Raw genomic sequence first — 26,215 nt, 5'->3', positions numbered from 1 at the left:
GGCGGCCATCAATCGCTTCATCAAAGAACATAATCAGGACCCGCGCCCCTTCGTCTGGAAGGCCGATCCAGTCGACATTATCGCCGCTGTGCGGCGCGGGCACCAAGTGTTGGAATCAATCCACTAGGTGATCGTCATTTTGGAATGCGCAGAAACAGATCATTTACCGCGCTGAACTATTGCAGCCTGATGGTGACTCAAAGCTTCGCTCTCAAAGCCCTCTTTGGCGCTATTATTTTCGGCGCACTAATCGGAACCGCCATACGCCTTTTCGAGTCCGGGCAGATCATGCCATCGCCCGCACGCGAAGATAGCTGGACGCCGACCCGCAATACCATAGGAACGGTGCAATCAATGTCCGCCGTGGAATTGGACGCTCAACAGCCCAACACGATGAGCTTTGGAAGGGCCGCACCTACGCTACGGACGGATGCTTCGTCTGGGGAGAACGGATGGTCCTATGGTAATTGCCGCGAGGTGCGTGCTGTGGGTGCTGCACCGTTGCGCCGGGGGCAGCCAGGCTACGGACCCCATCTCGATGGCGACGGAGATGGTGTCGCCTGCGAACCCTATTATGGGCGATAGGCAGCTTTGGGCTGCCCGCGACTGACCGCGGCCTGCTCCGGACAGATTGGGACGTCCAGCGCGCGAAACCAACGTCTTCTCGCTCAGCTATACGACCTGTCAGCGATCAGGCTGACGGCCCATGATCATATCTATGCGCCGCCCGACCGCCTTTGAGATCGGATTCGCCCGCCTGTTTCCCACGGCGTCTGGAACATATTTGGCGCGGTAAAGCGGGCGATCCTACACAGCTTGAGGACCATCCAATAGAAAGCGCCCGACGGCAATCACGTCGATGACGATCCGCCGCCGGTCGAGACATTATGCTACCGGTTCAGCACCCTTCTTGGCGCGCGCAGGGCGACCCAGTTTTACGCCCGGTTTGCGCCCCAGCCCGATCTTGAGCGCCAGTTCCTTGCGCTGTTGAGCATAGTTGGGAGCTACCATGGGATAATCGGCAGGGAGGTTCCATTTCGTCCGATAGTCGGCAGGCGTCATCTGATAATGTGTCATCAGGTGCCGCTTGAGCATCTTGAGCTTTTTGCCGTCTTCAAGGCAGACAATGTAGTCGGGCTTGATCGATGACCGCACCGAAACGGCAGGTTCCTGCCTTACTTCTTCAACCGGGACAATCTCGCCCAAGGTGGAAAGCGCGCCATGAACGTTGGCAATCAGCGTAGTGATATCATTGACCGCGACGCTGTTGTTGCTCACGTGCGCGGCAACGATATCCGCAGTCAAGGTCATGAGGTTTTCGGAATCTATCATATCGACTTTCAATTTTTGCGACCAAGGATAGGTTGGTCTTTGGCATCATATGTTCGAAATTACTACTGCACAATCGTATAACAATTCGTCTGCGGGAAAAAGCTGAGCACCGTTCATCGAAATTGCAGCAGCAATGGGCTCACCTGTATGTGTAATCATTGTCGGACCGCTCCTAAACTGATCCCGACGTGGCGAGAATATGCCGGGTTCGACATCCAGTAGCCCTATGTGGAATTCGCCTCAGGCGTCTATTCCAAACGTCCGGGCAGGATCGTCCGTAGCGACGACGGCACGGTCCGATCCGGCGTCACGGAGTGGAGCGTTCCAACGATGGTCAAGGGAGCGACCAAGATGCAGGAGAAGCGCGCGATCAATGTCTGGACCCTTGCGCGCCCATTCTGGAAATCAATGCTGGGTCTAACCTGCAAACCCAATGAACTGGTTACGCCCTTGCGTCCCAAGCCGATGCCGGTCGTCCTCGAACCAGCGCTGTATGAGGAATGGCTCAACTCGGACTATCTGAGTGCCCGCGCTATGGCGCGGCCGTTTCCAGCAGATCAAATTACGATTGATGAGGTAGGGGATTGCCAGCAACGTGATGGAGGCATCCGAGCAAGTTGGCCTCGCATTGCTCAGCCCGCAAAATCTGTGAAGGATCACGATATGCGAGGCTCTTCTTCATCAATTTTCGAAATCGTTCGAGGCGACTAGCAATGATGGTGCTGCGTGGCGGCGAGACGATCGCACTTTCGCACCTCATCGCTAGAGATGCTTCATCTGCATATTCTTCAGCCAAAAAAGAATATGTTACCTCACTATCTGGTGCATGTGCCAGAACTGCCATCGCCTGCTGCTTCCTACTTCGGCATGAAAAGTAGAAGAAATCCCACCCTCTCATTTTTAATTCCGTATCTGATAAGCAATTATTACGACTACGGAACAATGCACCGAAATAGTTAATCAATCTACGACGTGTCGTGATTTCACTATAGTTATGCATTTGCAGTGATCAATGATCCGATGATCGATTTGAATGTGAGCGGTGGACGATCCTGGCACGCACAAATCGCTCTTCTGCTCCAGCAATTTCGGGGGAACGTTATGAAAACACTGCTCTTCGCCACTTTGGCCATGACGCTATTGTCGGCGACCGCGGCGGCGGCTGAGCGAGGTGCCGTTCCAATGCCGCAGGCCCTAGCAGCCCTCAAAGGATGCTGGAAGGGACGCGGCGATGTCATGGAGAAACCCGCCTCCGTGACGATCAATGCGCGACCACTCCTGCACGACGCGATGTTTGCGTTGGACGCCGAAAGCACTGCTGTAGCCAACCACCGCGACCGATATGCCGCCCACCTGATCTTTGGCGGCGCCGGGACGCAGGCGGAAGCGTCGATAGACGCCATCACGGGTTTCTGGGCAGACAGCTTTGGTGGCACGGCCACGGGTCGGAAGCGGCGAAAGCGTGGTGGGCGGGTTCGACATCAAATATCAGTATGAGAACAGCACCTTCATCAATCGATGGCGGACGACCACCAGAGGCCTGACGTGGCAGATCACAGCCCGCGACACGAAAGGGAAGGAAAATCCCTTCGCCTGCTACACGCTCAGCAAGGTGCCCTGTCCGACGCCGCTAAAAATAAGTAATTTGCCGTAGCCCTACCAGACTAGGCTGCCCGTCCACCGTTAGAGGGCGATCAACTGCCGGCTACGAACTCAGCCATGAAGCCCGATCCCGATTGCGTCCTTTCGGTCCGCAATGCCTTGGCATGATGGGCGACCAGCTTCCCGAAATATTCTCCTGCCTGCCGTATGGCGCGTGGCGTCACCACTTCCTCATCGCTTTCGACGATCGCTGCCGTAGCGAAAGCCAGAAGCTTCGTGAGATCACGGGTGCCAATCAGCCCCTCTGAGTTTGATGCGGCAATTGCCTCCATCAATGGTCGGAGAATGGCCTTGACCATCGCCTGTTCTTTCGAAGTGATCGTCATATCTCGGGCATCTAATTCCATGTGGCGTCCTATCCTCGAAACTGATTGACGGCCGCTTCCACACTCTTTCTTTCGGCAGGCTGAGATGAATGCGGGCGGCGTCATTCGTCATCCCGATTGCCACCGGTCGAACCTTTCGTCCATGCTGCTCTCGACACAGCCGGTGTTAGATGCGCTGTCGCGCGTCCCGGAAGTCATTTGCGCGAGCCCAGGCGCTCGAACCGCCACCACAAACCATGAGGCTCGAACAGAAAGATGTGCTGGCATTAAAACATGACTTTGATCGTCCGGTGTGTTGCCGCCACCTCAAATAGGCAAGGCGTGACCTTCAGGCGATCGCGGTAGGCCATGTCATGGCGTCCAACGTGCGATCGTGCTGACCAGCCTATGTCATTTGGGCGTCGCGGTGGGAACAGCGCCGCGCCGAGGCTCGAACAGCCAATTGAGATAGGCGGCAATCCTGATGCCCCCGCGTTTCAACCGATCGTCCATCGCCAAGCGATGCTTATAAGCATAGTCCCAGGAGATTGCGGGGTCGGCGGGGTAGACCGTCCTGCGCAGCGCGATGCTCTCCGCAATCCACACCGAAGGCGCAGGATCGCTCCAATCGATCACCTGCTCAGGCGAGATCGTGCGCGACAGCCATTGCGCATATTCGGAATAGGACAAGGACCGTTGCTCGATCATCGCTGAGTCCCACACCGAATGAAGGTTGGTCGAGCGGCCGAACCAGGTCACCTGGACATCATTGCCGCCCCGGTCATCCCCACCGCCCGCGTGCAATGGCTGATGGAGATCGCCAATAATGTGGATGATGAAGCGCAAGGCAAGCCGCTTGTCCTCGATCGACGATTTGGGATTGCGCAATGTAGCCGTAAAACCATCCAGCGCGCTCATGGCATCGCCCTCTGGCGGCGCGTCCTTGCTTTGATAGCTGTTCCCTTGCCTGACCGTTACATAGTGCCAAGGGCCAGCCTTTTTCTGCCAATATTCAGCGGGGTCGGACTTCATGTCATCGGGCCAGGTCGCCGCCTTGGCTAGATCCTCGGCACCAAGCAAAAGCCGGACATGAGCGCGTGCAACACCGCTCAGATTTTCATCGGCGATGGCACCGGTTATGCGGTGGCCGACAGGACCCCAAGCCTGTGCGGGTGTGCATGCAAGGAATGGGATGGCGAGAAGGGAGAATATACGCATGGCTGTTCCTTGGCGGCATTTCATCGCCAGGGAAAGACGGATCGGTGCGCAGTATGGGCCGATCCGCGCGGGCGATCCTAGATCCTCTCGCCATCCCTGTCGGCCAGCATCAGCCGCCTGCCCTGCTTCTCGACCATGGCGGCGATTGGCCCCGACATGAGGCTCAACATGCCTGGGCGATGCAGCGTCACCCGCAGTTAATTATTTTGAGGTCAGCAGCGCATGGCACTTACAGACCCCTGGTCGTCACCTTCAGTGCGAGTCGTTCCCCTCCGAGCCGCTAGTGGATGACGGTGGCTCCGCCATGAGGAAGGTTGGCCCAAGCCTTTTGACCATGCGCTATTAAAAATGGCTACGATAAAATATCATTAATTCATAATACAGTGAAGATAGTGTATGAACTGCAATCTTTGCATTTTTACTATATTCAGTATTTAAATATTTTAGATGTTTATCTTGTAACTATTTTATAACTATCAATTTATTACCATGTCATAAAAATTCATATTTTTTAATTTACTATTATAAATTAATTCTAGAAAAATCTATACATCTGCCGCATTCGCAAGTTATTCACGATTTCTAGAAATAGCATCCGTTTCAGTTAACTGATAAATTCCCCCTCACTTCTGGTTTTTAATATTTACTCATGCGCCTTATATATAGGATATCGCCGCCTCTTGATCGAGGCATCATGGCCTGATTGAAAACGAGAAAGAATGGGTCGTATGACTGGCACAATCTTCGAACAAGATACGCTTGTTACCCTCACCGCCGACATTGTCGCGGCACATGTTTCCAATAATTCGGTGTCAGTGGGTGACGTTGCAGCATTGATTGGCAATGTTCACGCTGCTCTCTTCGCTCTTGGTACACCCAGCACGCCGGAGACCCCGAAACAGGAGCCTGCCGTCGCCGTCCGCGCGTCAATAAAGCCCGACTATATCGTCTGCCTTGAAGACGGGAAGAAGCTCAAGTTGCTCAAGCGCCACCTGATGACACATTATCAGATGACGCCAGCGGAGTATCGGGCCAAGTGGAGTTTGCCTAGCGATTATCCAATGGTGGCACCAAACTACGCGCAACAGCGCAAGGATATGGCGCTTCGGATTGGCTTGGGCCAGAAGCGCCGGACGCCGACAGCCGCACCTAAAGCAGACATGCCTGCCAAGCGTGGCAGAAAGCCGAAAGAGCAAGCGGTGGCCGAACCTGCTTGATCAGATAAAGCGCGGGAATACAGCCTCTGCCATGGGGCGGCACGGTATTGCCCCACGGCATTCAAACGAGTTCCTTGTGCGGTGGCGATATTTGACGACAGCGCGCCACAAGATCGACTGATGGTGAGCGGGAATCACTGCCGGGCGACACGAAAGCAATAAGCGTGGGAACATCAGCAGCAGAAGGGTGTTATCGTAATATCAGACGGCGAATTTTCCCCCACTTATCAGCCGTCCGATTGACCCCGCCAGCATCCCCCGTTGGCGGGGTCTTGTAATTGAGCCAGGTGCCTTTTAGAGTCCGATCCGAAAGTTGTTGAGCAATACCAGCATGTTGTGATTCACGCCTCATTCCGAAGAGATGGAGTGAATGGTGACATGGACTGGTATTGCCCGGTACGGGCATAACCAGGAGGGACTGCGATATCCATCGGATATGACTGATGTTGAGTGGGGGGGTGGCAGCACCATTCTTGCCTCCAGCAAGGCGTGGAGGCCGACCTCAAACGGCAGACATGCGCGAAGTCCTGAACGCGATGCTGTTTGTTGCCGCGAGCGGGTGCGCGTGGCGACTTTTGCCCAAATGCTTTCCTCCGGTGTCGACTGTACGGCGCCACTTCTACGCCTGCCGCAATTTCAGTCTGTTCGAATCCATCAACACCGTGTTGGTTATGAACTTGCGGGAAATCGAAGGACGGGAAGCCTCGCCCAGCGCTGGCGTGATCAATAGCCAGTCGGTGAAGACCACGGAAGGTGGCGGAATTTCGGACTTTGATGCTGGCAAGAAGTTCAAACGCCGCAAACGTAACATTCTGACAGACACCTGCGGTTTTCTGATCTTCATCCTCGTCCACGCTGCCGACATTCAGGATCGCGATGGAGCTGTCGATGTGCTGTCCGCAATCCGGACCCGTTTCCCCTGGCTGCGCCATGTATTCGCGGATGGCGGCTATGCGGGCAAAAGGTACGGTAGGCGCTCGTCGGCATGGGAAAGTGGACGATCGAAATCATCAAGCATTCCGACAAAGCCAAGGGTTTCGAGGTGCTACCCCGCCGATGGGTTGTCGAGCGAATCCGGCTCTTCCAAGTTGACGCGGCCGCGCAAAGCCAATGCGAAGGCGCCCAATCGAAAGACCAAGCCTCCGCGAAAAGCCAATTCTGAGGCCGCACCGACACAGTGAGCGAAACTTCGCGACTGATCGCCGCGGAACATGCATCGCAGGATGTCTCCCCGCGCGCCTAAGTCGCTCTGCAGCGATCAGAAAGTCGCGGCGTCCTGTTGCCTCAGGGTTTGATCACGAGAGACTGGGTTTATGCCTATCGAGCGGATCACTAAGTCAAAGCGAGTCGCCGGAGGCGTTTCAACACCCTTTGCATGGCAAGCGGAGACATAGACCAGGAGGCTCGAACTGCGGCGATCCTCGCATTTGGATGCACGTCAGGCGGGAATATGGGTCGCTTGTCCCTGGGCTTTTGCAATCCGAACGGCATCGGCATCAAAGCTGACGAACATCTGTCCGCCCAGCCAGTTGCCCTCATGCACGATTACGCCGTCGGCAAAGTCACCGCCGGCGTCGAGAAATGCGAGACCAACATCCGCCGAGGCTTGTTCGAGTTTTACGTTATCGGCAGCGCAGAGACGGCGCAGCATCGCGGCGAGATCGATGCGAGAAATTTTGTAGCTGCGGCTCAGGACCCAGGCAAGTTCACACAGTGTAGGCAACGTGATGGCTACGATCTCAGCCTGGTTGAGCTGCGCCTGCGCCAGCGGGCTCTGCACAGGATGATCGTCAGTGATCGCGCGCACCAGAATGTTGGTGTCGGCGATGATTTTCACAGTGCGCCGGCCCAGCCCTTGGCGATAACCTCATTCATCTCCTCGATAGACACCGGCCGTTGGCCTTGGCGTTTGAGCATGCCGAACACCTCGGAAATCTTGCCCGTAGGCTTTACGGGCCTGATCTCGATGCGCCCGTCGGCAAGTTTTTCTACCGCGACTTTGTCGCCCGGATGGATGCCCAGATGCCGCATTATTTCCTTTTTAAGGGTGATCTGGCCTTTTGCCGTGACGGTCAGCGCGTTCATGAGAGTGATCCTTTCGTACGGCATTGTAAGGCATTTTAACCTTACATTCAAGTCGATTTCAATCTGCCTCACGGCCGGCCTTCCCAGCTTCTTATTCCTGGCAGACTCCAGCAGGGCCTCCATCCCAGCCAGCGAAGGGGCAGCAGTCCAACTACTACCGACCTTAAGACGTGGCCTGCCCGAGTACCGCAAACCAAAGCCTTCCCGCCCGATTTCGCAGAGATGCTGCGTGGCGGAGCTATGCTTTTCACGCTCGAGATGACGACTGCGCCACAATGCCTTCCCTGCGACGACCTTTGGTCGCGCTTGCTCCGCTTCGCCCGGCTTTATGGCTGGCAGGTCCGCGTTATACCGCAGGGCGAGGCAATGATGCGATCTGGACGACTGGGACTATCATGGATTGGACATCCCGTCCTTTGGATCCGGCCGCGATCTGACGAGAACCACACCGTACCTGTGGCGATCGGGACCGATCATGACGCGAACCTCCAGCGCAACATCTATCTTGGGGTCACGATGCTGGGCGGCGTACGACCTACCGTCTGCCTTCGAACCATGTCCAAATTTACAGGCATCGTCGGCGCTCAGCGATGACCGACATCCTCACAATGGTGGATCGTCCCTCCCGATTGGCAGGGATAAATTCCCTCACCTTGCGCCATCGACCGACGGCGACTGCTCGTTTCCTCCATCCGAAAAGGAATGCATCTTGGCCGCCCTTTTCCGCCCCGCCTATCGGCCGCTTCGGTGTGATCTTCGACGTCAAACGCGCGAGCAACGGGGGCGTCGCTTCGGGCAGGACACCTAAAGCTCTACTTCTCTACGGAATGAACCAAAGCCAACACAGTGTGTCCAATTTTGAGCTATCGACCCTTGTCGTGAAACGATAATGCAGTGGAACATTGTGCAGCAGCTAATGAACGGATGCAATCAAGTGCTTGAATTTGCTGCACAATATTCTCACATTTGGGGAATCTTAATCAGCGGGTCCTTGGTTCGAGCCCAAGTGCGTCCACCATTGTTTTCAACAAGTTAGCGACAATTACGGTGGGCAGGCGGTTTCACCCCGTAGCGGTAGCGATCAATCGCTGCGGTTCGATACCTACAACGAGGTACGATCAGCCCTTACTGCTTTCAATAACCCCAGCGCTCTACGGGTACCAGCCTAGGGTAGCGCTCGTCACCCCGACCAATACCCGCGAGATGCCAAGAGACGGGCTTGGTTTTGGTATTGGGCAGATGGCTTAAGAGCCTCGCTAGGGGCGCTAGCGGGCATCGGATCGAAACAGGCCACCTTAGTTAGCCATACTCACGCTGCCTGGGTCCGCGTAGGCGCGTAGCGAAGGCTCGCCAATCCTTTTATCCGTAGAACCGTTCGACGTTATGTTGCAACGATGCCAATCCGATAATGGGTGGAGCGACGCGATCCGGTTCAGGCATCTCACCACCAACGGGCTTCACGACGATAATGGGCGGGCTTCGGTTCAGGATTGAACGGAGCTTATGAGCTTTACAGCAGTAAGCCCGCAATGTTCGAACCCAATATCCCTATGCACCGTTCACGCCACAGACCAACATTTGATCACCGCCGACCCACTCGTTGCTTACGGCCAGTGACTTCGTACCCTCAGCCATAACGGCCAGGCGCGACCCGGCGTAGCGTGATGGGCGGTTCGATTGTGCGCACGGATGGTTCGTCGATCACGGCCAGGGGATCAACGGCACGGCTGAGCAGAAGGCCGCATCGATCATCACCTTGCCAGATGACCGTGCCGCATATTTCCAGATGATCGCCAATCAATGTCACACGGGCACCGACCGGCGGAACATGAAGGCCGCCTAGCAGCGCACCATAGACCGAGATGTTCAAGATGGTGACTGGGCTGCTGACCCCGTCCCATAGCAGGGTCGCTGGCGCATTGGCGACGAAGCGACTTTCGCGACGGCGGTCACCTTGTGGACGAATGGACGTGTTGGTCATGGCCTTCTCCCGGTTTCCCCCCAGGATCAGCCGTAGTTATCAGCTGGTTTCATTACCGAAACCATGCGTCATCTGGTCAACCATATGTTAGCCATAGGCAGACGGCCTTACCCATCCGCCCGACGCAGGATCAGGCCAAGGCGCCGTGACAATGCTTGTATTTCTGGCCCGACCCGCATGGGCAAAGCGCATTCCGGCTGATGTCGAGATTGGCGAAGTCGCTATCGGGTGCCGTGTCGAGCGGCCGACTCGGGATGGTCGTGGTGATCCCGCCCCATTGCCCGGCGTCGATGTCGGCGCTGTTATCCTCGCCCGAAAAGGGATCGATATGGGTGGTGATGAAGTCCGGCAGCACCGGCAGGTCGAATTGCGGCAACGGCGCTTCGTCCATGCGGAACTGGACCCGTGCGATCGATCCAGTCACATCCTCGCGGATATTTTCCAGCATCCGTTCGAACAGCGCGAAGGCTTCCTGCTTATATTCGTTGATCGGCGTCTTTTGCGCATAGGCGCGCAGATGGACGACTTGGCGCAGCGCATCGAGCGTCGCCAGATGCTCCTTCCAGTGATGATCCAGGCTCTGCAGCAGGATCGACTTTTCGATCATGTGCCAGTCGGCCGAATCGACATTGGCGACCTTCTCGGCGACGGCTTCGTCGGCCATGGCGGTCAGCCGTTCCTCGATCATTTCCGGGTCGATCGAATCCTCGGCCATCCAAGCGTCGAAATCAACCTCCAGCCCCAGAATTTCGGAGGTGCGGGTCTTGAGCTTCACCATGTCCCATTGTTCGGGATAGGTGCCGGGCGGGCAGGATGCGCCGACAATGTCGTTCACCGTTTCATGGCGCATGTCAGTGACGACGTCGTCCACCGTATCGGCATCCATGATGTCGGAGCGCTGTTCGTAGATTACCTTGCGCTGGTCGTTCATGACATCGTCATATTCGACGACCTGCTTGCGAATGTCGTAGTTGCGCGCCTCGACCTTCTTCTGCGCAGTCTCGATCGCCTTGCTCAGCCATTTGGACGGGGGCAGCGCTTCGCCATCTTCCAGGTTGGAGCGGATCATCTTGGCGAACATCGTGTCCGGGCCGAAGATACGCATCAGGTCATCGTCGAGGCTGAGGTAGAAGCGCGACAGGCCAGGATCGCCCTGCCGGCCCGAACGGCCACGCAGCTGATTGTCGATGCGGCGGCTTTCATGCCGCTCGGTCGCCAGCACGAACAGACCGCCGGCGGCCAGTACTTCGGCCTTCTCAGCAGCGATTTCCGCCTTCATCCGCTCGATTGCGGCGTCGCGCTCCGGGCCTTCTGGCACATCGCGCAGTTCGTCCTCGACGCGCAGTTCCAGATTGCCGCCAAGCTGAATATCGGTGCCGCGACCGGCCATATTGGTGGCGATCGTCACCACGCCCTTGCGTCCGGCCTGCGCCACGATGTGCGCCTCACTCTCATGGAAGCGGGCGTTGAGAACGGCGTGGGGCACGCCTTCCTGATTGAGAAATTCCGACAGCATTTCGGACTTTTCGATCGAGACCGTGCCGACCAGCACCGGCTGGCCCTTTTCGGCATGTTCCTTGATCGTGCGGGCAATGCCGCGGAACTTGTCCTCGATATTCTTGTAGAAACTGTCCTGTTCGTCGATCCGCTGCACCGGCTTGTTGGTCGGGATGGTCACGACGTTCATCTTGTAGATTTCGTAAAACTCGGTCGCTTCGGTCGAAGCGGTGCCGGTCATGCCTGAAATCTTCGGGTACATGCGGAAATAATTCTGGAAGGTGACCGAGGCGAGAGTCTGGTTTTCCGGCTCGATCTGGACGCCTTCCTTGGCCTCCACCGCCTGATGCAGGCCATCGGACCAGCGGCGACCATCCATCATGCGACCGGTAAATTCATCGATGATGATGACCTTGCCGTCCTTGACGATATAATCGATGTCGCGGCGGAACATGACGTTGGCGCGCAGCGCCTGGTTCACATGATGCACCACCTGGGTATTTTCAAAGTCATAGAGGTTGGTGCCCTGCAGCAGCCCGGCATCCTCCAGCAGACGCTCGATCCGCTCGGTGCCATCCTCGGTCAGGGTGACGGAGCGCTGCTTTTCGTCCTTCTCATAATCGGCTTCCGTGACCTGCTTCACGATCGCATCGACTGAGACATACAACTCGGATTTGTCGTCGGTCGGGCCGGAAATAATGAGCGGCGTGCGCGCTTCGTCGATCAGGATCGAATCCACTTCATCGACGATCGCATAGTTGAACGGACGCTGGACCATCGACGCACGGTCATATTTCATATTGTCGCGCAGATAGTCGAAGCCGAGTTCGTTGTTCGTCGCATAGGTGATGTCGGCGGCATAGGCGGCGCGGCGCTGATCCTCGCTGATGTTGGGCACGATGACGCCGGTGGTCAGTCCCAGGAAACGATAGACCTGCCCCATCCAGTCGCAATCACGGCTGGCGAGATAGTCGTTGACGGTGACGACATGGACGCCCTTGCCCTCCAGCGCGTTGAGGTAAGTCGCCAGCGTCGCCACCAGGGTCTTGCCCTCACCCGTGCGCATTTCGGCGATCTCGCCGCGATGCAGGACGATACCGCCCACCATCTGCACGTCGAAATGGCGCATGCCGAGCACCCGGACGGACGCTTCGCGCACCGTGGCAAAGGCTTCGGGCAGCAGATCGTCCAGAGTCTCGCCGGCGGCCAGTCGCTCACGGAACCGCGCCGTCTGCGCGGCCAGATCCGCATCGCTCAATGCCTGCACCGATGGTTCGAACGAGGCGATCCGATCGACGATCTTGCCCAGCGACTTCACATAGCGTTCGTTGGACGAACCGAAGATGGACTTGGCGAGTGCGCCGAACATGGACATTCCTGACTCAAAAGGGAGGCGTTGCCCAGTGATGGGCAGGCGCGCAGACATGCGCGGCGATTTAGGGAGCGCTCAGCGGTTAGTCAATCAAAGCGCGTCCAGATCGAAGCTATCTCCATTGGCGAACTCCACCAACAAAGACTGCTGTGAGATTTGCGAGGCGCATCTTTCGACATGTTTCGAGGCAATCAGCGAGGGCCAGAATATCTGGCGGCGGCCCGTTCCCCACCCCCCTCGGCGGATTGACGCACGCAGCAATTTCCATCATCCCGCGCCAATGAACAAGCGCTCCCCCCTCGCCCCTGCCCACTTCCCCGCCCTGCCCTCTATCGCGGGCGTGACGCTGCGCGTGGCGCAGGCGCGGTACAAGGACTGGGACCGCTGCGACCTCACCTATGTCGAACTGGATGCCGGCACGGCGGTCGCCGGTGTGACGACGCAGAGCCTGTGCCCGTCGCCCGAAGTAGAATGGTGCCGTGACGCCATCCCGCTGGGGTCGGCGCGCGCGCTGGTGGTCAATGCGGGCAATGCTAATGCCTTTACCGGCCATCGTGGCCGCGCGGCGGTGGAGGCGATTGCGGCCAAGGTGGCGAACCATCTGGGCTGCCTGCCTTCCGACATAATGGTCTCGTCAACCGGGGTGATTGGGGTGCCCCTGCCCATTGACAAGGCCGAAGCGGGCCTCGAAGCGGCGTTCGTTGCCGAACCGTGCGGCTGGGAGGCAGCGGCTACGACCATCGGCACCACCGACACCTATGCCAAGGGTGCCCATACCTCCGCCATGATCGGCGACACGCGCGTCGAACTGGTCGGCATCATCAAGGGATCGGGCATGATCGCCCCCGATATGGCGACGATGCTGGGCTATATCTTCACCGACGCAGCGATCGATCCGGCGCTGCTCCAACACATGCTGTCGGCGGCGAACAAGCGGACATTTGCCTGCATCACCGTCGATAGCGACACCTCGACCAGCGACACGGTGCTGGCCTTTGCCACTGGCAAGGCGGGCAATGCGCCGATGACCAGCATGGACGATGCGGGGGCAGACGCCTTCCACGCCGCGCTGTCGGACATCTGCCGCCAGCTCGCGCATCTGGTCGTGCGCGACGGCGAGGGAGCGACCAAATTCGTCGAAATCAGCGTCGAAGGCGCGGTGAGCGACGAAAGCGCGCATCGTATCGGCCTGTCGATCGCCAATTCGCCGCTGGTCAAGACCGCGCTGGCGGGCGAGGACGCCAATTGGGGCCGGGTCGTCATGGCCATCGGCAAGGCGGGCGAACCGGCCGATCGCGACCTGCTCTCGATCCGCTTCGGCGCGACGCAGGTGGCGACCGGCGGCCTGGCGGTCGAAGGCTATGACGAAGCGCCGGTGGCCGCGCACCTCACGGGGCAGGATATCGAGATTGGCGTCGATCTGGGTCTGGGCGAGGGCCGCGCGACGGTGTGGACCTGTGATCTGACCCATGGTTATATCGCGATCAACGCGGATTATCGAAGCTGATGCAGCTCGATATCCACGCCCCCGTCGTCGCCCTGATGCGCGACGTCGCGCGCGACATCGTCATGCCGCGCTACCAGAATCTGGCGCGTCATGAGATTAGCGAGAAGGCGGCAAACGACTTCGTCACCATCGCCGACAAGGAAAGCGAAATCCGCCTGGCCGAAGGGCTGAGTGCGATCCTGCCTGAAGCCGGGATCATCGGCGAGGAAGCCTGCGCGGGCGATCCCACGATCCTCGACCGGGCGGGTGAAGGGCTGAACTGGATCATCGACCCGATCGACGGCACCGGCAATTTCGCGGCGGGCAATCCGCCCTTCGGCATCATGATCGCGCTGGCCGATGGCGGCGCGACGCTGGCGGGGTGGATCCTCGATCCGCTGACTGGCCGCCTGTGCCACGCCATGCTGGGCGGGGGCAGCCATATCGACGGGGAACAAGTGCAGGCGCGCGAGAGCGGCGGTGAGCTGCCGATCGCGGCGCTGGCCGTCTATTTCATGACGCCGGAGGAACGGGCGGATATTCAGCGGCGATCGCAGGACCGTTTCGCGCTGGTGGACATTCCTCGCTGCGCCGCCGAACAATATCCCCGGCTGGTGCTGGGGCAGAATGATGTGTCGGTGTTCGCGCGCACCCTGCCCTGGGACCATGCGGCGGGCACATTGTTCCTGAACGAAGCGGGCGGCTGCTGTCAGCGGCTCGACGGATCACCCTATCAAGTCGGCGATACGCGCCGGGGTCTGCTGGGCGCATCTTCGCCGCGCTTGTGGGACAGGGCAGCGGATATCTTGTTCCCCTAACCCTGCCCCGCCTGCATCGATCTTACAGGACGCTTTCGAGCCAGCTCTTGAGCGCACTCTTGGGCGCGGCGCCGACCTTGGTCGCGGCGGCTTCGCCATTTTTGAACAGGATCATCGTCGGGATGCCGCGCACGCCATATTTGCCCGGCGCGTCGGGATTTTCGTCGATATTGACCTTGGCGATCACCACCTTGTCACCCAGTTCCTCGGAAATTTCCTCCAGAGCCGGGCCGATCATCTTACACGGGCCGCACCATTCGGCCCAGAAATCAACAAGTACGGGCTTGTCGGCGTCGATCACGTCCTGCTGAAAGCTGGCGTCGGTTACTGCCTTGGTGGCCATGTCTCTATTCTCCTTGCGTTGCGTGCTATCTAGGACGCCTGCTCGCCCGGCTCAACGGGCGGGAGCGGCAAATTCTCCTGCGCGGGCACAAAGCCGGGCTTGTGCGCGGCGAGCAGGGCGGACGGCAGGATGATGAGACGCGGGGCGCTGGTGTAGAGCAGCCCTGCCTCGATCGCCCTATCGGGGAAGATGACCTGCAGCGCCGCGACATAGGCCGCCATTTGGCGGATATGGGCGATCGGCACTTCGGCCAGCGTCAGCGGAGCAACCCGCCCGGTCTTGAAATCGACGATCTGGACACGATCCGCGCCGACACACAGCCGGTCGACCGTGCCTGCAATGACCGCTTCGCCGACCACCGCCGCGATCGGCGCTTCGGCCAGCGCATCGGGACTGAACAATCCGGCGAAATCGGGCGCTTCGATCACGCGCAACGCCTGGTCGATCACCTCCTGGCGCAGCGCGGCGTCAGCCGCGCCTTGCTGAGCCAGCCAGCGGTCAGCCGCATCGCGGCGACGATCGACCGGCACGGCGGGTAGCCGTTCGAACAGCGCATGGAGCCAGCGGCCCCGATCGGCGGCTGCACGCATCGCCGGGGTCGGCGGCGGATAGGGCTGGTCATCCTCCACCGCTGCCGATGGCGCGAGCGGACGCGGAGGGCGCGCTTCGACTGGCGCTGGCTGGCGCAGCCATGTTGGTTCCGTGACGTTGTCGCGCGCCTCGGCCACTTCCGTATCTGCCTTGGCGGCCGGGAGATGCTCGGTGCCTCGCCAGCGACGCATCTGGCCCCAGATGGGGTCGTCTTCCCACGGTGCCCCAAGCGATTCCATCGCTGCCTCGACCGCGCCATACCAGCTTTCGGGCTTCACCTGCCCCTTGGCCGCCGGGCCAAGCGATCCGGCCACCACCAGCCGCTCCTCCGCCCGCGTCAGCGCGACATAGAGCAGCCGCCAATGCTCCTGCCGCTCGACCCGCGCCGCTTCTTCGGCGAGGTCGCCGATCGGTCCCTGCCGTTCGGGCTTGCGCGGCGGCAGGATCGGCAGGCCGTTCCATTCCAGCCCGTCCATCCGGTTGCCCGCATCGGGATCGAGACAGGCATCGGCGAGAATGACGATGGGGGCCTGCAAGCCCTTGGCCCCATGCACGGTCAACAGCCGCAGATTATCGCCCTGAGCCGCGGCATCGCGCACGATGTCGACCTCGCCCCGGTCGAACCAGTCGATGAACCGCTGGAGCGAGGGGTGATCGTCCTGCTCGAACCCCAGAGCGGCGTTCAACAATTCCTCGATCGGGTCCGCCGCTTCGGTGCCCAGCCTGTCGATCAGGCGACGGCGGCCATCCATCGGCCCGGACAGGATCGCTTCGAGATAGCGATAGGGCGTCGAAAAATCCGCCACCGCCAGCAGGTCGCGCAGGGGTTGAAGCAGACCATCATCGAGGGAGCGCGTCAGATGCCGCCACAAGCCGCCACGCCGCCCGATCAGCCGGGTCATGAGGTCGTCCTGGGTCCAGCCGATCAAGGGCGATACCAGCAGCGCGGCGAGGTTGAGATCATCCTCCGGCTGCACCGCAAAGCGCAGCGCGGCGAGCAGGTCGCGCACGGCGAGCGGCGCATTGAGCCGCAGGCGGTCGATCCCCGCAACCGCGACTTTTTCTTCGTAAAGGCGGGCGACGATCAGCCGCGCCAGTTCATTGCGGCGACGCACCAGGATCATGATGTCGCCAGCGCGCACCGGGCGGCCCCGGCTCTCGAGCATCAGCCCGTCATCGATCCAGTTCTTGATCTGCCGCGCGATATTCTCGGCCAGTTTTCGTTCCTGATCGGCAGCCCAATTTTCCTCACCCTCGGCATCGTCAGATAGGCCCGCGATCACCGGCTTCCACAATTGCACTTCGCCGGGGTGGAGATTGGCGCTGATGTGGCGCACATCGCCCGGTTGCAGCCCCAGCCGCCCTGCATCGAGGGTCGCGATGGTACGGTCCACCACGTCCAGCACCGCAGGGGTCGAGCGGAAACTATGGTCCAGAGACAGGTCGTGGAGCCTGTGCCCCGACTGATCGGCATCGCGCTGGAACAGGATTTGCGCAGCGGCGAAATTGGCGGGGCTGGTCCCCTGAAAGCCGAAGATCGCCTGTTTGAAATCGCCGACGGTGAAGATGGTGCGGATTTTTTCACCCGATTCCCATTCACTTGCGAAAAACTCTTCGGCCAATGTGCGAACGATGCGCCATTGCGCGGCGTTGGTGTCCTGCGCCTCATCGACCAAAATATGGTCGATCCGCTGGTCAAGCTTGTAGCGGATCCATTCGGCAATACCGTCCTGTTCCAGCAGGCGAGCGGCGCGCGCGATCAGATCCTCGAAATCGACGGCCCCTGCCAGCCGCTTGCCCTCGGCATAGGCCATGGCATAGGCGCGTCCGGCATGAAGCCCTTGCGCCAGCAACGCGGCATAATCAGCGCGGGCCTTGGTCGCGAGCAATTCGGCGCAGCGCGTATGCAGGCGCGTAGACAAGGCACCATAGCCATCGTCCGGCGGCACCCACCCCTTCGCCTCAATCAGATCGCCATCCGTCTTGGCCCAGGCGCGGTGCAGATCGGCCAAGGTGGCCGCGCGCGTGGTGGGATCGGCGGCGCGCCAAGCAGCGATCCGGTCACAGCGTTCCAGCCCCCGCCCCTTGCCCCAGGCGACATTGGCGGCGACCAGCGCAGACAAGGTCAGCATGTCGAAGACATCATCGGAACATTGGTCAGCAAGCCATTGATCAATATCCCCTTCCGGCAGATCGAACTGGCCCGCGAGCCAGGGCGCGATGGGATCGGGCAGTGCCGCCAGCGCATCGACGCGCGCAGCGCAGCGCAGCAGGAAATATTCCGCCCCACCCTCGCCCAGCCTCAGGCTGATCGCCTGCAGCGCGCCGATCAACGCGCTGTCGCCCTGCTCCTGCGCGCGCACCGCCATGTCGGCCAAGGTCTGCCGCGCCAATGCGCTCTGCTCGCGCTGGTCGAGCGGGCGGAAACCGGGCACCAAGTCCGCCTCCAACGGGAAGGCGGTCAGCAATTGCTGGCAGAAGCCATGGATGGTCTGGATGCGCAAGCCACCACCCGTTGATTCCAGCACTTCGGCGAACAGGCGGCGGGCGCGTTCGCGGGCATCGGGGCCGGACTCTTCACCCAAAGCCTCAAGATCGGCGAACAACCCCTTATCATCCATCTGCACCCAGGCGGCGAGCCGATCATGGATACGATCGGCCATTTCCGCCGCACCTGCCTTGGTGAAGGTCAGGCACAAGATATTTTCCGGGCGCACGCCTTGCAGCAGCAGGCGGAATACGCGCGCCGTCAGCACATGGGTCTTGCCCGTGCCCGCCGACGCGGATAGCCAGACATGGGCGTCGGGCGCGGCGGCCTGCGCCTGATTGCCGAGCAACTTCTGGAGCGGGCGCGCCTTAGCCATCGTCGCGGCCATACCATTCCTCCAGCCGCATCAGCTGGTCATAATCGCCATAATTGGCGACTTCGGGGTTGAGTTGCGCGGTAAAGGGCGCGCTGCCGAGCAGATAGGCCTCGACCAATCCACTGAATTGTTCATGGGCATGGGCGGTGAAGCTCGACGTGACGATCTTGCCGCGGCTGCCGGTCGGATCGGCTGGGCTTTCGCGATAGCCGAACTGGTCGCCCTTTTTGGCAAGCGACCAATATTCGAAGTCGGCCGCGCGTTGTTGATCCCCCAGCCCCGCAAAACCGCCCATTTCGGCGATGACACCCAGCAGACCGAGTTGCAACGAATAGCCCGCCTTCACCATCTTGGCGCTGGGCGGCTTGCCGGTCTTGTAGTCGATGATGCCGAGCGTGCCGTCTGACAGTCGGTCGATCCGGTCGGCCTTGCCCATCAATATGACATCGGCGACCTCCGCCCGGCCTTCGCGTTCGACCGCCAATATGGTGCGCCCCGCCGCCTTGTCCTTGGCGACCTCCGCCGCGATCCAGCGGATCGCCTCCATCAGGCGCGGTTGCCACAGGGCTTTGAGCAAGGGATGGACTTCGGGCCGGTCGAACATCGCCTGCGCGCGGGCTTCCAGGTCAGCGGGATCGAGCGTGCCCGCCTCCGCCCAATGCTGGAGGATTTCATGCACCGCCGTCCCGCGCCAGGCCGGACCCGCATCGGCATCGACCGGGTCGAGCCGAGCCAAGCGCAGGATGCGCCGGGCATAGAAAGCATAGGGATCGGCCTTGAGCCGATCGACATCGGTGACCGGGATCAGCCTTGGCCGCACGGACAAAGGCGGCACTGGCGCGGGTCGCGAAGCCGGGTGATGGCCATCGGGTCGGTCGATCGCTTGTGCCAGCGCAGCATAGCGATCAGCGCTTTTCCATTGCGGGCCGGACATGGCCTTCAACCGCAGCCAGAAGCGCGAGGCGACCGCCGGGCCACTGCCACCGCGCCGGGCACGGGTGATGAGGACATGGGGGGCGCCCAAGGCGCTGGCGAAATCATGCGCGGCGAGGCCAATGCGGGTTTCCAGCCCCGGCAGGCCGAGTTCGCGGCGGATACGCGGCGCGAGCCAAGGGTCGGGCGCGGGCAAGCCCGGCCAGGTGCCTTCATTGAGGCCGCCCAGCACCATGAGATCGGCCTGTTGCAGTCGCGCTTCGATCAAGCCCAATATGGTGATGCGCGGATGGCCGCCCTGCGGCGGGCGCACGGAAACGCCGCCCAGCATATGATCGAGCAATACCGGCAGCGCGCGCATATCGGCCTGGCGCGGGCCTTCGGGCGCGGCCGCTTCCATCTCGGCGAAGAGATCGGCGGCGGCCTGCCCCTGATGCCCGGCCCAGATCGCGTCGCCCGTCAGCGCGCCCGCTTGCTCGCGGATGGCGGCAAGCTGGCCCGACAGGTCGGGCGTTGCGAGGAAGGCGCGCTCCAGCGGTTCGAGCAACGCACGCGCCTGCGGCCACCAGTCGCGCACCTGTTCGCGCAAGGCACCTTGCCGGTCCTCATCCTCGCGCGGGCGCAATGTTTGGTCGATGCCGATCAACCCGGCTTGCGGGCGGGGGCCGCGCAGCAGCAGGTCGAGGCCGCGTACGCCCTCCAGCCAAGCGAGCCGCCCCGCGCCACGCATCACCAGCGGATGTTTGAGCAACGTCAGCAGCGCGACCGGCGCAAAGCGCTCCGCCACCGCCTGCGCCATCGCGATCAGCAACGTGCCCGGCGGCAGGCGGGAGAGCGGAAGGCCCGCCGAATCATCCGCCTCGATCCCCCAGCGGCGCAGATGCGCGGACACGCGCGTCGCCAATTGCCGGTCGGGCGTGACCAGAGCGGCGGTGCGGCCCGGCGTTTCCAATGCCTCACGCAGGGCGATGGCAATGGCCTGCGCCTCCTCGCCCGGCGTCGCGACATCCAGCGCCTCAACCCCGGCAAGCGAGCGATCGGCGGTTTTCAGGTCGCGCCAGCCGCTGGTGAGCTTTGGCGGCAGCATCGCGTTGGAGATGTTGCGCCCGCGCACCGCTCGCGCATCATGTTCGCTGCCCCAGCGCCATTGCGCCACATCGTCGCGCGTCGCGCTCATGGCATGGAGCAGGCGCTTGAGCGCATATTGGGGATGGCTCTCATGCCCGGCAGGCGCGCGCCCCGTCACTGGGTCAGGCTCGAACGGGCCGATCGCCTGCCAGGCGGCATCGTCCATATGCTGGTCCAGCCCGGCGAACACCACCATGCCGCACGGCATCTCGCCGATCCGGCGCAGCAGTCCGGCCACGGCAGGGGCCGTGGTCGAAATACCCGCCGCCACGACGAAGCCCGAAGGTGGCGCATCGGCCCAGCGTTTGGCCAACCGATCGAACAGGCGATTGCGCCGATCGACCAGATCAATGCAGCCAAGCCGGGCCAGTTCGACCGGCCAACGCGCAATAATGATCTCGAACAAGATCAGAGACTTCTGCCAATGACCTGACAATTCTTCCGAAAGGCTAAGCTTGCGCAGTGCGTCGGGGGTCAGCCGTTCGACCTGCATCTGGTCCAGCACCTGTCCCAGCGCCTGCCCCAGTTTCAACGCTTGCCCGGCATCGATGCCGGGCTGTGCCTGCTGCACCAGACGGGCTAGGATCATCTGCCGCTGCATCGGCGCGATTGCGGGCGCAAGGGGATCATCTTCGCCCAATGGATCGAGCGCCCCGCCGACCTGCTCCCCTATGTCCGGGTCGCCGATCGGAATGAGCCGGGGGAGCAGCAATCCACCGCCCGACGCGCGAACAAAAGCGTCGGCCACTGCCCGGACGCCGCGATTGCTAGGTAACAGGATCATGCCCCGCGACAGCGCCAGCGGATCGCGCCCCTGCCGCGCCATGATGCCCGCGACCAGCGCGTCGGCAAAGGCGCGATGCGCGGGGATCGTGAAAAGCGCGGGGCGTCCGCGATCACCCATGGGCGAGCATGGCTTCGACTACGGGAATGGCCTGCGGCGTGCCGACGTCGAACCATAGCCCCTGGTGCGAAACACCATAGAGCCGCCCGGCCGCGATCGCACGGGACCAGAAGATATTGGTGGAAAAGACGTCGGCAGGCGGATCGACCAGCAGCGACGGGGATAGGATCTGTACGCCGGTAAAGACGAAGGGCGCGACATGCGCGCTCTTGCGCCGGGTCAGCCGCCCATTGGCATCCATGTGAAAATCGCCCGGCCCGTTATGGCAGTTCGCCCGCGCCAGCGGCACCAGCAACAGCAGCGCGTCCATCCGATCGGCATCCCAATGGCGCTGCATCAGCGCCAGCGTATCCTGCGGCCCGTCGATCCACAGATTGTCGCTATTGGCGCAGACGAAGGGCTTGTCGCCGAGCAGCGGCTTGGCATGGACCAGGCCACCGCCCGTCTCCAGCAATTTGGCGCGTTCGTCCGAGATCAGAAACTCCGCCCCGCTTTTGCGCGCGCGCAGATGCGCCTCGACGGTGTCGGCGAGATAATGGACGTTCACCACCACCTTGCGGATGCCGCCCGCTTCCAGCCGGTCGAGCGCATGATCCATCAACGGCTGACCTGCCACCTTGACCAGTGGCTTGGGTCGGGTGGCCGTCAATGGGCGCATCCGTTTGCCAAGCCCCGCCGCCATCAACATCGCCGTATCGATCATGCCGCCGCAAACTCCGTGAGCGCCTCATGGCGCTTGTCGGCTGGGATGTTGGCGGCGAACCAGTCCGCCACCGGGGCCAGCGCGGGATGCGCGAGGTCGCGTTCCAGCAGCCCCCACATGCGCGGCAGATAAGAAAGGTAACGCGGCTTGCCGTCCCGCTGCCACAGGCGGGTGAAGATGCCGATGATCTTGGCATTGCGCTGCGCCCCCAGCACCGCATAGGCCGCATCGAAATCGGCGGGCGGGGTCGCCACGGCTTTGTAATGCGCCAGCATCGCAGCCTCGACGGCAGGCGGCACATCGCGCCGCGCATCCTGCAACAGCGAGACAAGATCATAGGCAGGATGCCCGGCGAGCGCGTCCTGAAAATCGAGCAGGCCAAGGCCATGCGACGTCGCACGGTCGATCAGCATGATATTTTCGGCATGATAGTCGCGCAGCACCGTGACGATCGGGCTGGCCGATTGCTCGACCAACGGCAGCACCGCGTCCCAGGCTGCGACATATGCGTCCTGATCGACCGCGAGGCCGATCGCCGGGCAATACCATTCCGTCAGCAATCCGACTTCGCGCTGATAGACAGCGCGGTCATAGGCAGGCACGGGTGCGGCAGGCAGACGGTGCAGGTCGGCGAGCAGGTCGATCGCGCGGGCATAAACGGCCATTTCCTCATCGGGCCGGGCGTCGAGATGCTCCTTAACCCGCAGGTCGCCGAAATCCTCGATCAGCACCAGCCCGTCGTCCAGATCGCGCGCCAATATGCGGGGCGCGGCAAAGCCGTCGGTCAGCAGGTGTTCGGCAATGGCGATGAACGGGCGGGGATCTTCGTGTGGCGGCGGCGCGTCCATCAAAACCGCGCGGCGGCTATCGTCGATGACGCGGAAGTAGCGGCGGAAGGAGGCGTCCCCTGCGAGCGGAACGATGGCGGCGTCGCCCCACCCCGCGCGGGCGAGGAAAGCGGGCGCGGCGGCGGGCGGGATCATAGCTGTGACCATCGCTCCGTCCAAGCGTCCGGCACGTCCGCTGTCAAGCGCCGTCCGCCATCCGGGTCGAACGCGATGGTCAATCGCAGCGCATGGGACCACAGCGCATCGCCCAGCCGGTCGGGCCATTCGATGATCAACAGGCTGTCCATGAGATAATCGCCCAACGCCAGTTCGTCTGCCTCCCGCGCGTCGTCCAGCCGGTAGAGATCGACATGGGCGACGGGCAGGCGGACTTCGGGCACATCATAGGGCTGGACGATCGCGAAGCTCGGACTTGGTGCCTCGCCTTCCAGCCCCAGCGCTTCGAGGATTCCGCGCGCCAGCGTCGTCTTGCCCGCGCCCAATCCGCCATAGAGCGCGATCACGTCTCCGATACGCGCCTGCACGGCAAGGCGCTGGCCAAGGTCGAGCATCGCCGGTTCGTCGGCCAGATGGACGGCGCGGTCAGCCACGCGGCAATTCGATCACGATCATGGTTCCCTGCCCCGTTTCGGATACGAGTTGCAAAGTGCCGCCATGCGCCTGCGCCAGTTGCCGGGCGAGCGGCAGGCCGATGCCTGCGCGTCCCCCGGCCCGCGCTTGCCCCGCGCGCGCTGTCGGATCGAAAATCGCATCCTGCTGCGCCGTCGGGATGCCGGGACCATTGTCGGAAATCACGATCCGCGCCTTGTCTGCCCCGCCATCGCCATGGAGCAGCACCCGCGCGCCCTTGCCGCAATGGGCCAGCGCATTGTCGAGCAGATGGTCGATCGCCTGGCCGATGCGCCGCGCATCGCCCTGGACCACGCCCAAGCTGTTTTCCAGCGAGACGGCGAGGTCGATGCCCTTGGCTTTGGCGTCACTGCTGAGCCGTGCGGCGCTTTCCCGCGCTACCGCCGCCAGATCGACGGGCGCGCGCTCGATCGGCAAAGTGCCTGCCTCGCCCTGTGTCAGGTCCAGCACATTGTCGATCAGCATCGCCAGGCGGCCCGTGCTCTGGAGAATGCCGTCGACATAATCTTTTGCCGATGGACTGAGTTCGCCAGCATAGCCCGCGCTCATCATCTCGGCGAAACCGGCGATGGTGGTCAGCGGGGTGCGTAGTTCATAGCTCATATTGGTGACGAAGGCGGTCTTGACCTGATCCGCCTGCTCCAACGCTTCGTTGCGGTCGCGCAGCACCTGTTCGACCCGGCGACTGTCGGTCACGTCGAGCATGGTGAAGAGCGCATTACCGTCGGGAAGCGGAATGGCGGCAAATTCGAAGATGCGCCCATCAGCAAAGCCGACATGGCCCGCGCGCTGCTTGCGTTCGATCGTGGCGGCGCGGACCAGTTCGCGGACCAGATTGGCCTGTTGCGGCTTGGCGAGCCGCGCCTGCACATCACGCATCAGGTCGTCGATGCGGGGATGCTTGGCCAGCATTTCCTCGGTCGCGCCCCATATACTGCGGAACCGGCTGTTCCACATTTGCAACCGTCCGTCGGATGAAAATACGCCGATCGATTCGAACAGATTGTCGAACGTCGCCGTCCGCACCCGCAGCAACGTGTCGCGCGCGCTCGACAATTGTACCTGCTCGGTGCGATCCTCAAAGATCAGCAACAGGCCACCATCGGGCAAGGGCTGGGCATAGACGCGCAAATGGGTGCCGTCCTGCAACAGCCAATTTTCCTCGCGCGGGTCTGGCGACAGGAACCAGTCGCGCCGTTCCGCACGCCAGGCGGGGAAATCACGATGTTCCGGGATGCGCCGCGCATCGCGCATCTGGTCCAGCACGCGCTCGAACAAGGGGGAGTCGGCCAGTTGCTCCTGGTGCAGCGCGAACAGGCTGATGAAAGGCTGGTTCCAGAAGCGCAGCGCCCGGTCAGGCCCGAAGCGCGCGACACCGGCCGACAGCCGATCAAGCAAGTCGCGCTGTGCCGCTTCCAGTCGTCGATGCTCGACCCGCGCCTGTTCCAGTTCATGCTGGTCCACCGCATAGCCCGCCACCCCGGCCACGCCGAGCGGCACGTCGACCACGCGCATGGTCCGCCGCTCGCCGTCGATCGTGGCGGGCACCATTCGTGCGATCGGCTCGTCCTGCGCGACGGCATCGGCGGCGGCGGCCTGCGCGGAGAGGCCGGCCACAGGCTCCACCAATTCGATGCCCTGGGCAATGACGTCATGCGCGCTGCCGCCATCGACGGCAGCGACATAGGCGCTGTTGACGAGGCTGAGGCGCAGATCCGGGGTCCGATGCCACATCGGGAAGGGCGCGGCCTCAACCAGGCCCGCCAGCGCTTCGAGCGCGTCGCTCAATTGTTCGACCTTGCTTTGGAGCGAGCGGATTTCCGCCTGACTGTCGGTCGCGTCGAATATCCACAGAACGACGCCGCCATTGGACGCCAGTTCCGGCCCGGCGGGGGCACCGCGTATCAGCAGCAACCGCGAGGAGCCCACGCCGCGCACCGGCAACGCGAAGCTCTTGCCCGCACGCTGCGCCGACGCGATCTCACCCGCCAGCGCCGCTGCGTCCTCAGGCTCCAGCCCGCCGTCGGCAGCCGTCAGTTCGGAGGCGAAGTTCGGCACACGCGGCTTGCCCAGCCATTTGGCGAGGCGATCGGCCGCTTCCATCCGCCCGTCAGGGTGAATGATGACCGGCGCGGCGGGCGCAGACGCCAGCAATGTGGCTAGCCGGTCGAACTTGCCCTGCGCCTGCATGCCCTCGCGCCGCATCCGCTGTCCGCTGGCAAGCGCCCAGACGGCCGCGGCCAGCCATAAGGCCAGCACGACACCCAATATGATGGCGGCAAGGGGGCTGAGCGTCAT

Annotated in this window: 20 protein-coding genes and 2 pseudogenes; 8 read left to right on the top strand and 14 right to left on the bottom strand. The window is 61.7% G+C overall.

Translation table 11 applies throughout. The annotated features are described in order from the left end of the window. Together SxD43FB_RS10325 and SxD43FB_RS26335 are read left to right on the top strand one after the other, a co-directional pair. A pseudogene (locus tag SxD43FB_RS10325) lies at positions 1 to 127 on the top strand (IS630 family transposase); the annotation flags it as partial. A 17-nt stretch (positions 128 to 144) separates the two neighbouring features. After that, positions 145 to 585, top strand: coding sequence for an excalibur calcium-binding domain-containing protein (locus SxD43FB_RS26335; RefSeq protein WP_343228840.1), 441 nt, complete (start codon positions 145 to 147; stop codon positions 583 to 585). Between the two features lie 300 nt (positions 586 to 885). On the opposite strand, the gene SxD43FB_RS10315 is transcribed toward SxD43FB_RS26335, so the two are convergent. Continuing rightward, positions 886 to 1,332, bottom strand: coding sequence for a MucR family transcriptional regulator (locus SxD43FB_RS10315; RefSeq protein WP_096062081.1), 447 nt, complete (start codon positions 1,330 to 1,332; stop codon positions 886 to 888). A gap of 351 nt (positions 1,333 to 1,683) precedes the next feature. Between SxD43FB_RS10315 and SxD43FB_RS25225 the strand changes: the two genes are divergently transcribed. Next, entirely contained in the window at positions 1,684 to 2,043 is a 360-nt protein-coding gene (locus tag SxD43FB_RS25225) for a hypothetical protein (RefSeq protein ID WP_176482737.1), read from the top strand. 309 nt (positions 2,044 to 2,352) lie between these two features. Beyond that, positions 2,353 to 2,829 carry a hypothetical protein gene (locus SxD43FB_RS10305; RefSeq protein WP_255245663.1) on the top strand — a complete coding sequence of 159 codons (477 nt, stop codon included), beginning with the start codon at positions 2,353 to 2,355 and terminating at the stop codon, positions 2,827 to 2,829. A gap of 197 nt (positions 2,830 to 3,026) precedes the next feature. On the opposite strand, the gene SxD43FB_RS10300 is transcribed toward SxD43FB_RS10305, so the two are convergent. Both SxD43FB_RS10300 and SxD43FB_RS10295 read right to left on the bottom strand, forming a co-directional pair. Then, a complete protein-coding gene (locus SxD43FB_RS10300) occupies positions 3,027 to 3,341 on the bottom strand; it encodes a hypothetical protein (RefSeq protein ID WP_141249486.1) in 315 nt (104 codons plus the stop codon). A 369-nt stretch (positions 3,342 to 3,710) separates the two neighbouring features. After that, positions 3,711 to 4,517, bottom strand: coding sequence for a S1/P1 nuclease (locus SxD43FB_RS10295; protein WP_096062079.1), 807 nt, complete (start codon positions 4,515 to 4,517; stop codon positions 3,711 to 3,713). A gap of 728 nt (positions 4,518 to 5,245) precedes the next feature. Here SxD43FB_RS10295 and SxD43FB_RS10290 point away from each other — a divergent pair. Then, a complete protein-coding gene (locus SxD43FB_RS10290) occupies positions 5,246 to 5,734 on the top strand; it encodes a MucR family transcriptional regulator (RefSeq protein WP_096062078.1) in 489 nt (162 codons plus the stop codon). Between the two features lie 370 nt (positions 5,735 to 6,104). After that, positions 6,105 to 6,806 (top strand): annotated as a pseudogene (locus SxD43FB_RS10280) (IS5 family transposase); the annotation flags it as partial. A gap of 366 nt (positions 6,807 to 7,172) precedes the next feature. Here the strand turns inward: SxD43FB_RS10280 and SxD43FB_RS10275 are convergent. From SxD43FB_RS10275 to secA, 4 genes are all read right to left on the bottom strand, one after another. Continuing rightward, complete coding sequence (locus SxD43FB_RS10275; RefSeq protein WP_096062076.1) at positions 7,173 to 7,571, bottom strand: type II toxin-antitoxin system VapC family toxin; 399 nt, start codon at positions 7,569 to 7,571, stop codon at positions 7,173 to 7,175. Then, complete coding sequence (locus SxD43FB_RS10270; protein WP_096062095.1) at positions 7,568 to 7,819, bottom strand: AbrB/MazE/SpoVT family DNA-binding domain-containing protein; 252 nt, start codon at positions 7,817 to 7,819, stop codon at positions 7,568 to 7,570. Before SxD43FB_RS10270 ends, SxD43FB_RS10275 begins: the two co-directional genes overlap by 4 nt. 1,627 nt (positions 7,820 to 9,446) lie before the next feature. Further along, positions 9,447 to 9,800: a PilZ domain-containing protein gene (locus SxD43FB_RS10260; protein WP_096062075.1), complete on the bottom strand. Its 354-nt coding sequence runs from the start codon at positions 9,798 to 9,800 to the stop codon at positions 9,447 to 9,449. A gap of 130 nt (positions 9,801 to 9,930) precedes the next feature. After that, positions 9,931 to 12,666 (bottom strand): preprotein translocase subunit SecA, encoded by a 2,736-nt coding sequence (gene secA / locus SxD43FB_RS10255; protein WP_037480242.1) that lies wholly within the window; start codon positions 12,664 to 12,666, stop codon positions 9,931 to 9,933. A gap of 283 nt (positions 12,667 to 12,949) precedes the next feature. Between secA and argJ the strand changes: the two genes are divergently transcribed. Beyond that, entirely contained in the window at positions 12,950 to 14,176 is a 1,227-nt protein-coding gene (gene argJ / locus SxD43FB_RS10250; protein ID WP_096062074.1) for a bifunctional glutamate N-acetyltransferase/amino-acid acetyltransferase ArgJ, read from the top strand. Next, positions 14,176 to 14,973 (top strand): inositol monophosphatase family protein, encoded by a 798-nt coding sequence (locus tag SxD43FB_RS10245; RefSeq protein ID WP_096062073.1) that lies wholly within the window; start codon positions 14,176 to 14,178, stop codon positions 14,971 to 14,973. The genes argJ and SxD43FB_RS10245 overlap by 1 nt, the downstream gene beginning before the upstream one ends. Positions 14,974 to 14,995: 22 nt before the next feature. Here the strand turns inward: SxD43FB_RS10245 and trxA are convergent, their stop codons facing one another. From trxA to SxD43FB_RS10210, 7 genes are read right to left on the bottom strand one after another with little or no spacing between them, the layout of a single operon-like run. Next, on the bottom strand, positions 14,996 to 15,316 hold the full coding sequence (gene trxA, locus SxD43FB_RS10240) for a thioredoxin TrxA (protein WP_069066681.1): 321 nt from the start codon (positions 15,314 to 15,316) through the stop codon (positions 14,996 to 14,998). A gap of 29 nt (positions 15,317 to 15,345) precedes the next feature. Beyond that, a complete protein-coding gene (gene addA, locus SxD43FB_RS10235; RefSeq protein ID WP_096062072.1) occupies positions 15,346 to 18,783 on the bottom strand; it encodes a double-strand break repair helicase AddA in 3,438 nt (1,145 codons plus the stop codon). Continuing rightward, positions 18,764 to 21,736 (bottom strand): double-strand break repair protein AddB, encoded by a 2,973-nt coding sequence (gene addB, locus SxD43FB_RS10230; protein WP_096062071.1) that lies wholly within the window; start codon positions 21,734 to 21,736, stop codon positions 18,764 to 18,766. Before addB ends, addA begins: the two co-directional genes overlap by 20 nt. Continuing rightward, the gene (locus SxD43FB_RS10225; RefSeq protein WP_096062070.1) at positions 21,729 to 22,439 is read right to left on the bottom strand and encodes a nucleotidyltransferase family protein; all 711 of its coding nucleotides are present in this window, start codon (positions 22,437 to 22,439) and stop codon (positions 21,729 to 21,731) included. Before SxD43FB_RS10225 ends, addB begins: the two co-directional genes overlap by 8 nt. Next, the gene (locus SxD43FB_RS10220; RefSeq protein WP_096062069.1) at positions 22,436 to 23,422 is read right to left on the bottom strand and encodes a phosphotransferase; all 987 of its coding nucleotides are present in this window, start codon (positions 23,420 to 23,422) and stop codon (positions 22,436 to 22,438) included. The genes SxD43FB_RS10225 and SxD43FB_RS10220 overlap by 4 nt, the downstream gene beginning before the upstream one ends. Next, positions 23,419 to 23,877, bottom strand: a complete 459-nt coding sequence (tsaE, locus tag SxD43FB_RS10215) for a tRNA (adenosine(37)-N6)-threonylcarbamoyltransferase complex ATPase subunit type 1 TsaE (protein ID WP_096062068.1) — start codon at positions 23,875 to 23,877, stop codon at positions 23,419 to 23,421. Before tsaE ends, SxD43FB_RS10220 begins: the two co-directional genes overlap by 4 nt. Next, the gene (locus SxD43FB_RS10210) at positions 23,870 to 26,215 is read right to left on the bottom strand and encodes a PAS domain-containing sensor histidine kinase (protein WP_096062094.1); all 2,346 of its coding nucleotides are present in this window, start codon (positions 26,213 to 26,215) and stop codon (positions 23,870 to 23,872) included. The genes tsaE and SxD43FB_RS10210 overlap by 8 nt, the downstream gene beginning before the upstream one ends.

It is taken from the genome of Sphingobium sp. D43FB (assembly GCF_002312805.1).
In the GTDB taxonomy this organism is placed as follows: domain Bacteria; phylum Pseudomonadota; class Alphaproteobacteria; order Sphingomonadales; family Sphingomonadaceae; genus Sphingobium.
Note: the sequence above shows the minus strand (reverse complement) of the source record. Positions and strands in the feature narration are given on the sequence as shown.

Excerpts from the sequence above, each read along its gene's own strand:
- SxD43FB_RS26335 (WP_343228840.1), top strand. The coding sequence starts at position 145 with ATGCGCAGAAACAGATCATTTACCGCGCTGAACTATTGCAGCCTGATG.
- SxD43FB_RS10315 (WP_096062081.1), bottom strand. The coding sequence starts at position 1,332 with ATGATAGATTCCGAAAACCTCATGACCTTGACTGCGGATATCGTTGCC.
- SxD43FB_RS25225 (WP_176482737.1), top strand. The coding sequence starts at position 1,684 with ATGCAGGAGAAGCGCGCGATCAATGTCTGGACCCTTGCGCGCCCATTC.
- SxD43FB_RS10305 (WP_255245663.1), top strand. The coding sequence starts at position 2,353 with ATGATCGATTTGAATGTGAGCGGTGGACGATCCTGGCACGCACAAATC.
- SxD43FB_RS10300 (WP_141249486.1), bottom strand. The coding sequence starts at position 3,341 with ATGGAATTAGATGCCCGAGATATGACGATCACTTCGAAAGAACAGGCG.
- SxD43FB_RS10295 (WP_096062079.1), bottom strand. The coding sequence starts at position 4,517 with ATGCGTATATTCTCCCTTCTCGCCATCCCATTCCTTGCATGCACACCC.
- SxD43FB_RS10290 (WP_096062078.1), top strand. The coding sequence starts at position 5,246 with ATGACTGGCACAATCTTCGAACAAGATACGCTTGTTACCCTCACCGCC.
- SxD43FB_RS10270 (WP_096062095.1), bottom strand. The coding sequence starts at position 7,819 with ATGAACGCGCTGACCGTCACGGCAAAAGGCCAGATCACCCTTAAAAAG.
- SxD43FB_RS10260 (WP_096062075.1), bottom strand. The coding sequence starts at position 9,800 with ATGACCAACACGTCCATTCGTCCACAAGGTGACCGCCGTCGCGAAAGT.
- secA (WP_037480242.1), bottom strand. The coding sequence starts at position 12,666 with ATGTTCGGCGCACTCGCCAAGTCCATCTTCGGTTCGTCCAACGAACGC.
- argJ (WP_096062074.1), top strand. The coding sequence starts at position 12,950 with ATGAACAAGCGCTCCCCCCTCGCCCCTGCCCACTTCCCCGCCCTGCCC.
- SxD43FB_RS10245 (WP_096062073.1), top strand. The coding sequence starts at position 14,176 with ATGCAGCTCGATATCCACGCCCCCGTCGTCGCCCTGATGCGCGACGTC.
- trxA (WP_069066681.1), bottom strand. The coding sequence starts at position 15,316 with ATGGCCACCAAGGCAGTAACCGACGCCAGCTTTCAGCAGGACGTGATC.
- addA (WP_096062072.1), bottom strand. The coding sequence starts at position 18,783 with ATGGCCGCGACGATGGCTAAGGCGCGCCCGCTCCAGAAGTTGCTCGGC.
- addB (WP_096062071.1), bottom strand. The coding sequence starts at position 21,736 with ATGGGTGATCGCGGACGCCCCGCGCTTTTCACGATCCCCGCGCATCGC.
- SxD43FB_RS10225 (WP_096062070.1), bottom strand. The coding sequence starts at position 22,439 with ATGATCGATACGGCGATGTTGATGGCGGCGGGGCTTGGCAAACGGATG.
- SxD43FB_RS10220 (WP_096062069.1), bottom strand. The coding sequence starts at position 23,422 with ATGATCCCGCCCGCCGCCGCGCCCGCTTTCCTCGCCCGCGCGGGGTGG.
- SxD43FB_RS10210 (WP_096062094.1), bottom strand. The coding sequence starts at position 26,215 with ATGACGCTCAGCCCCCTTGCCGCCATCATATTGGGTGTCGTGCTGGCC.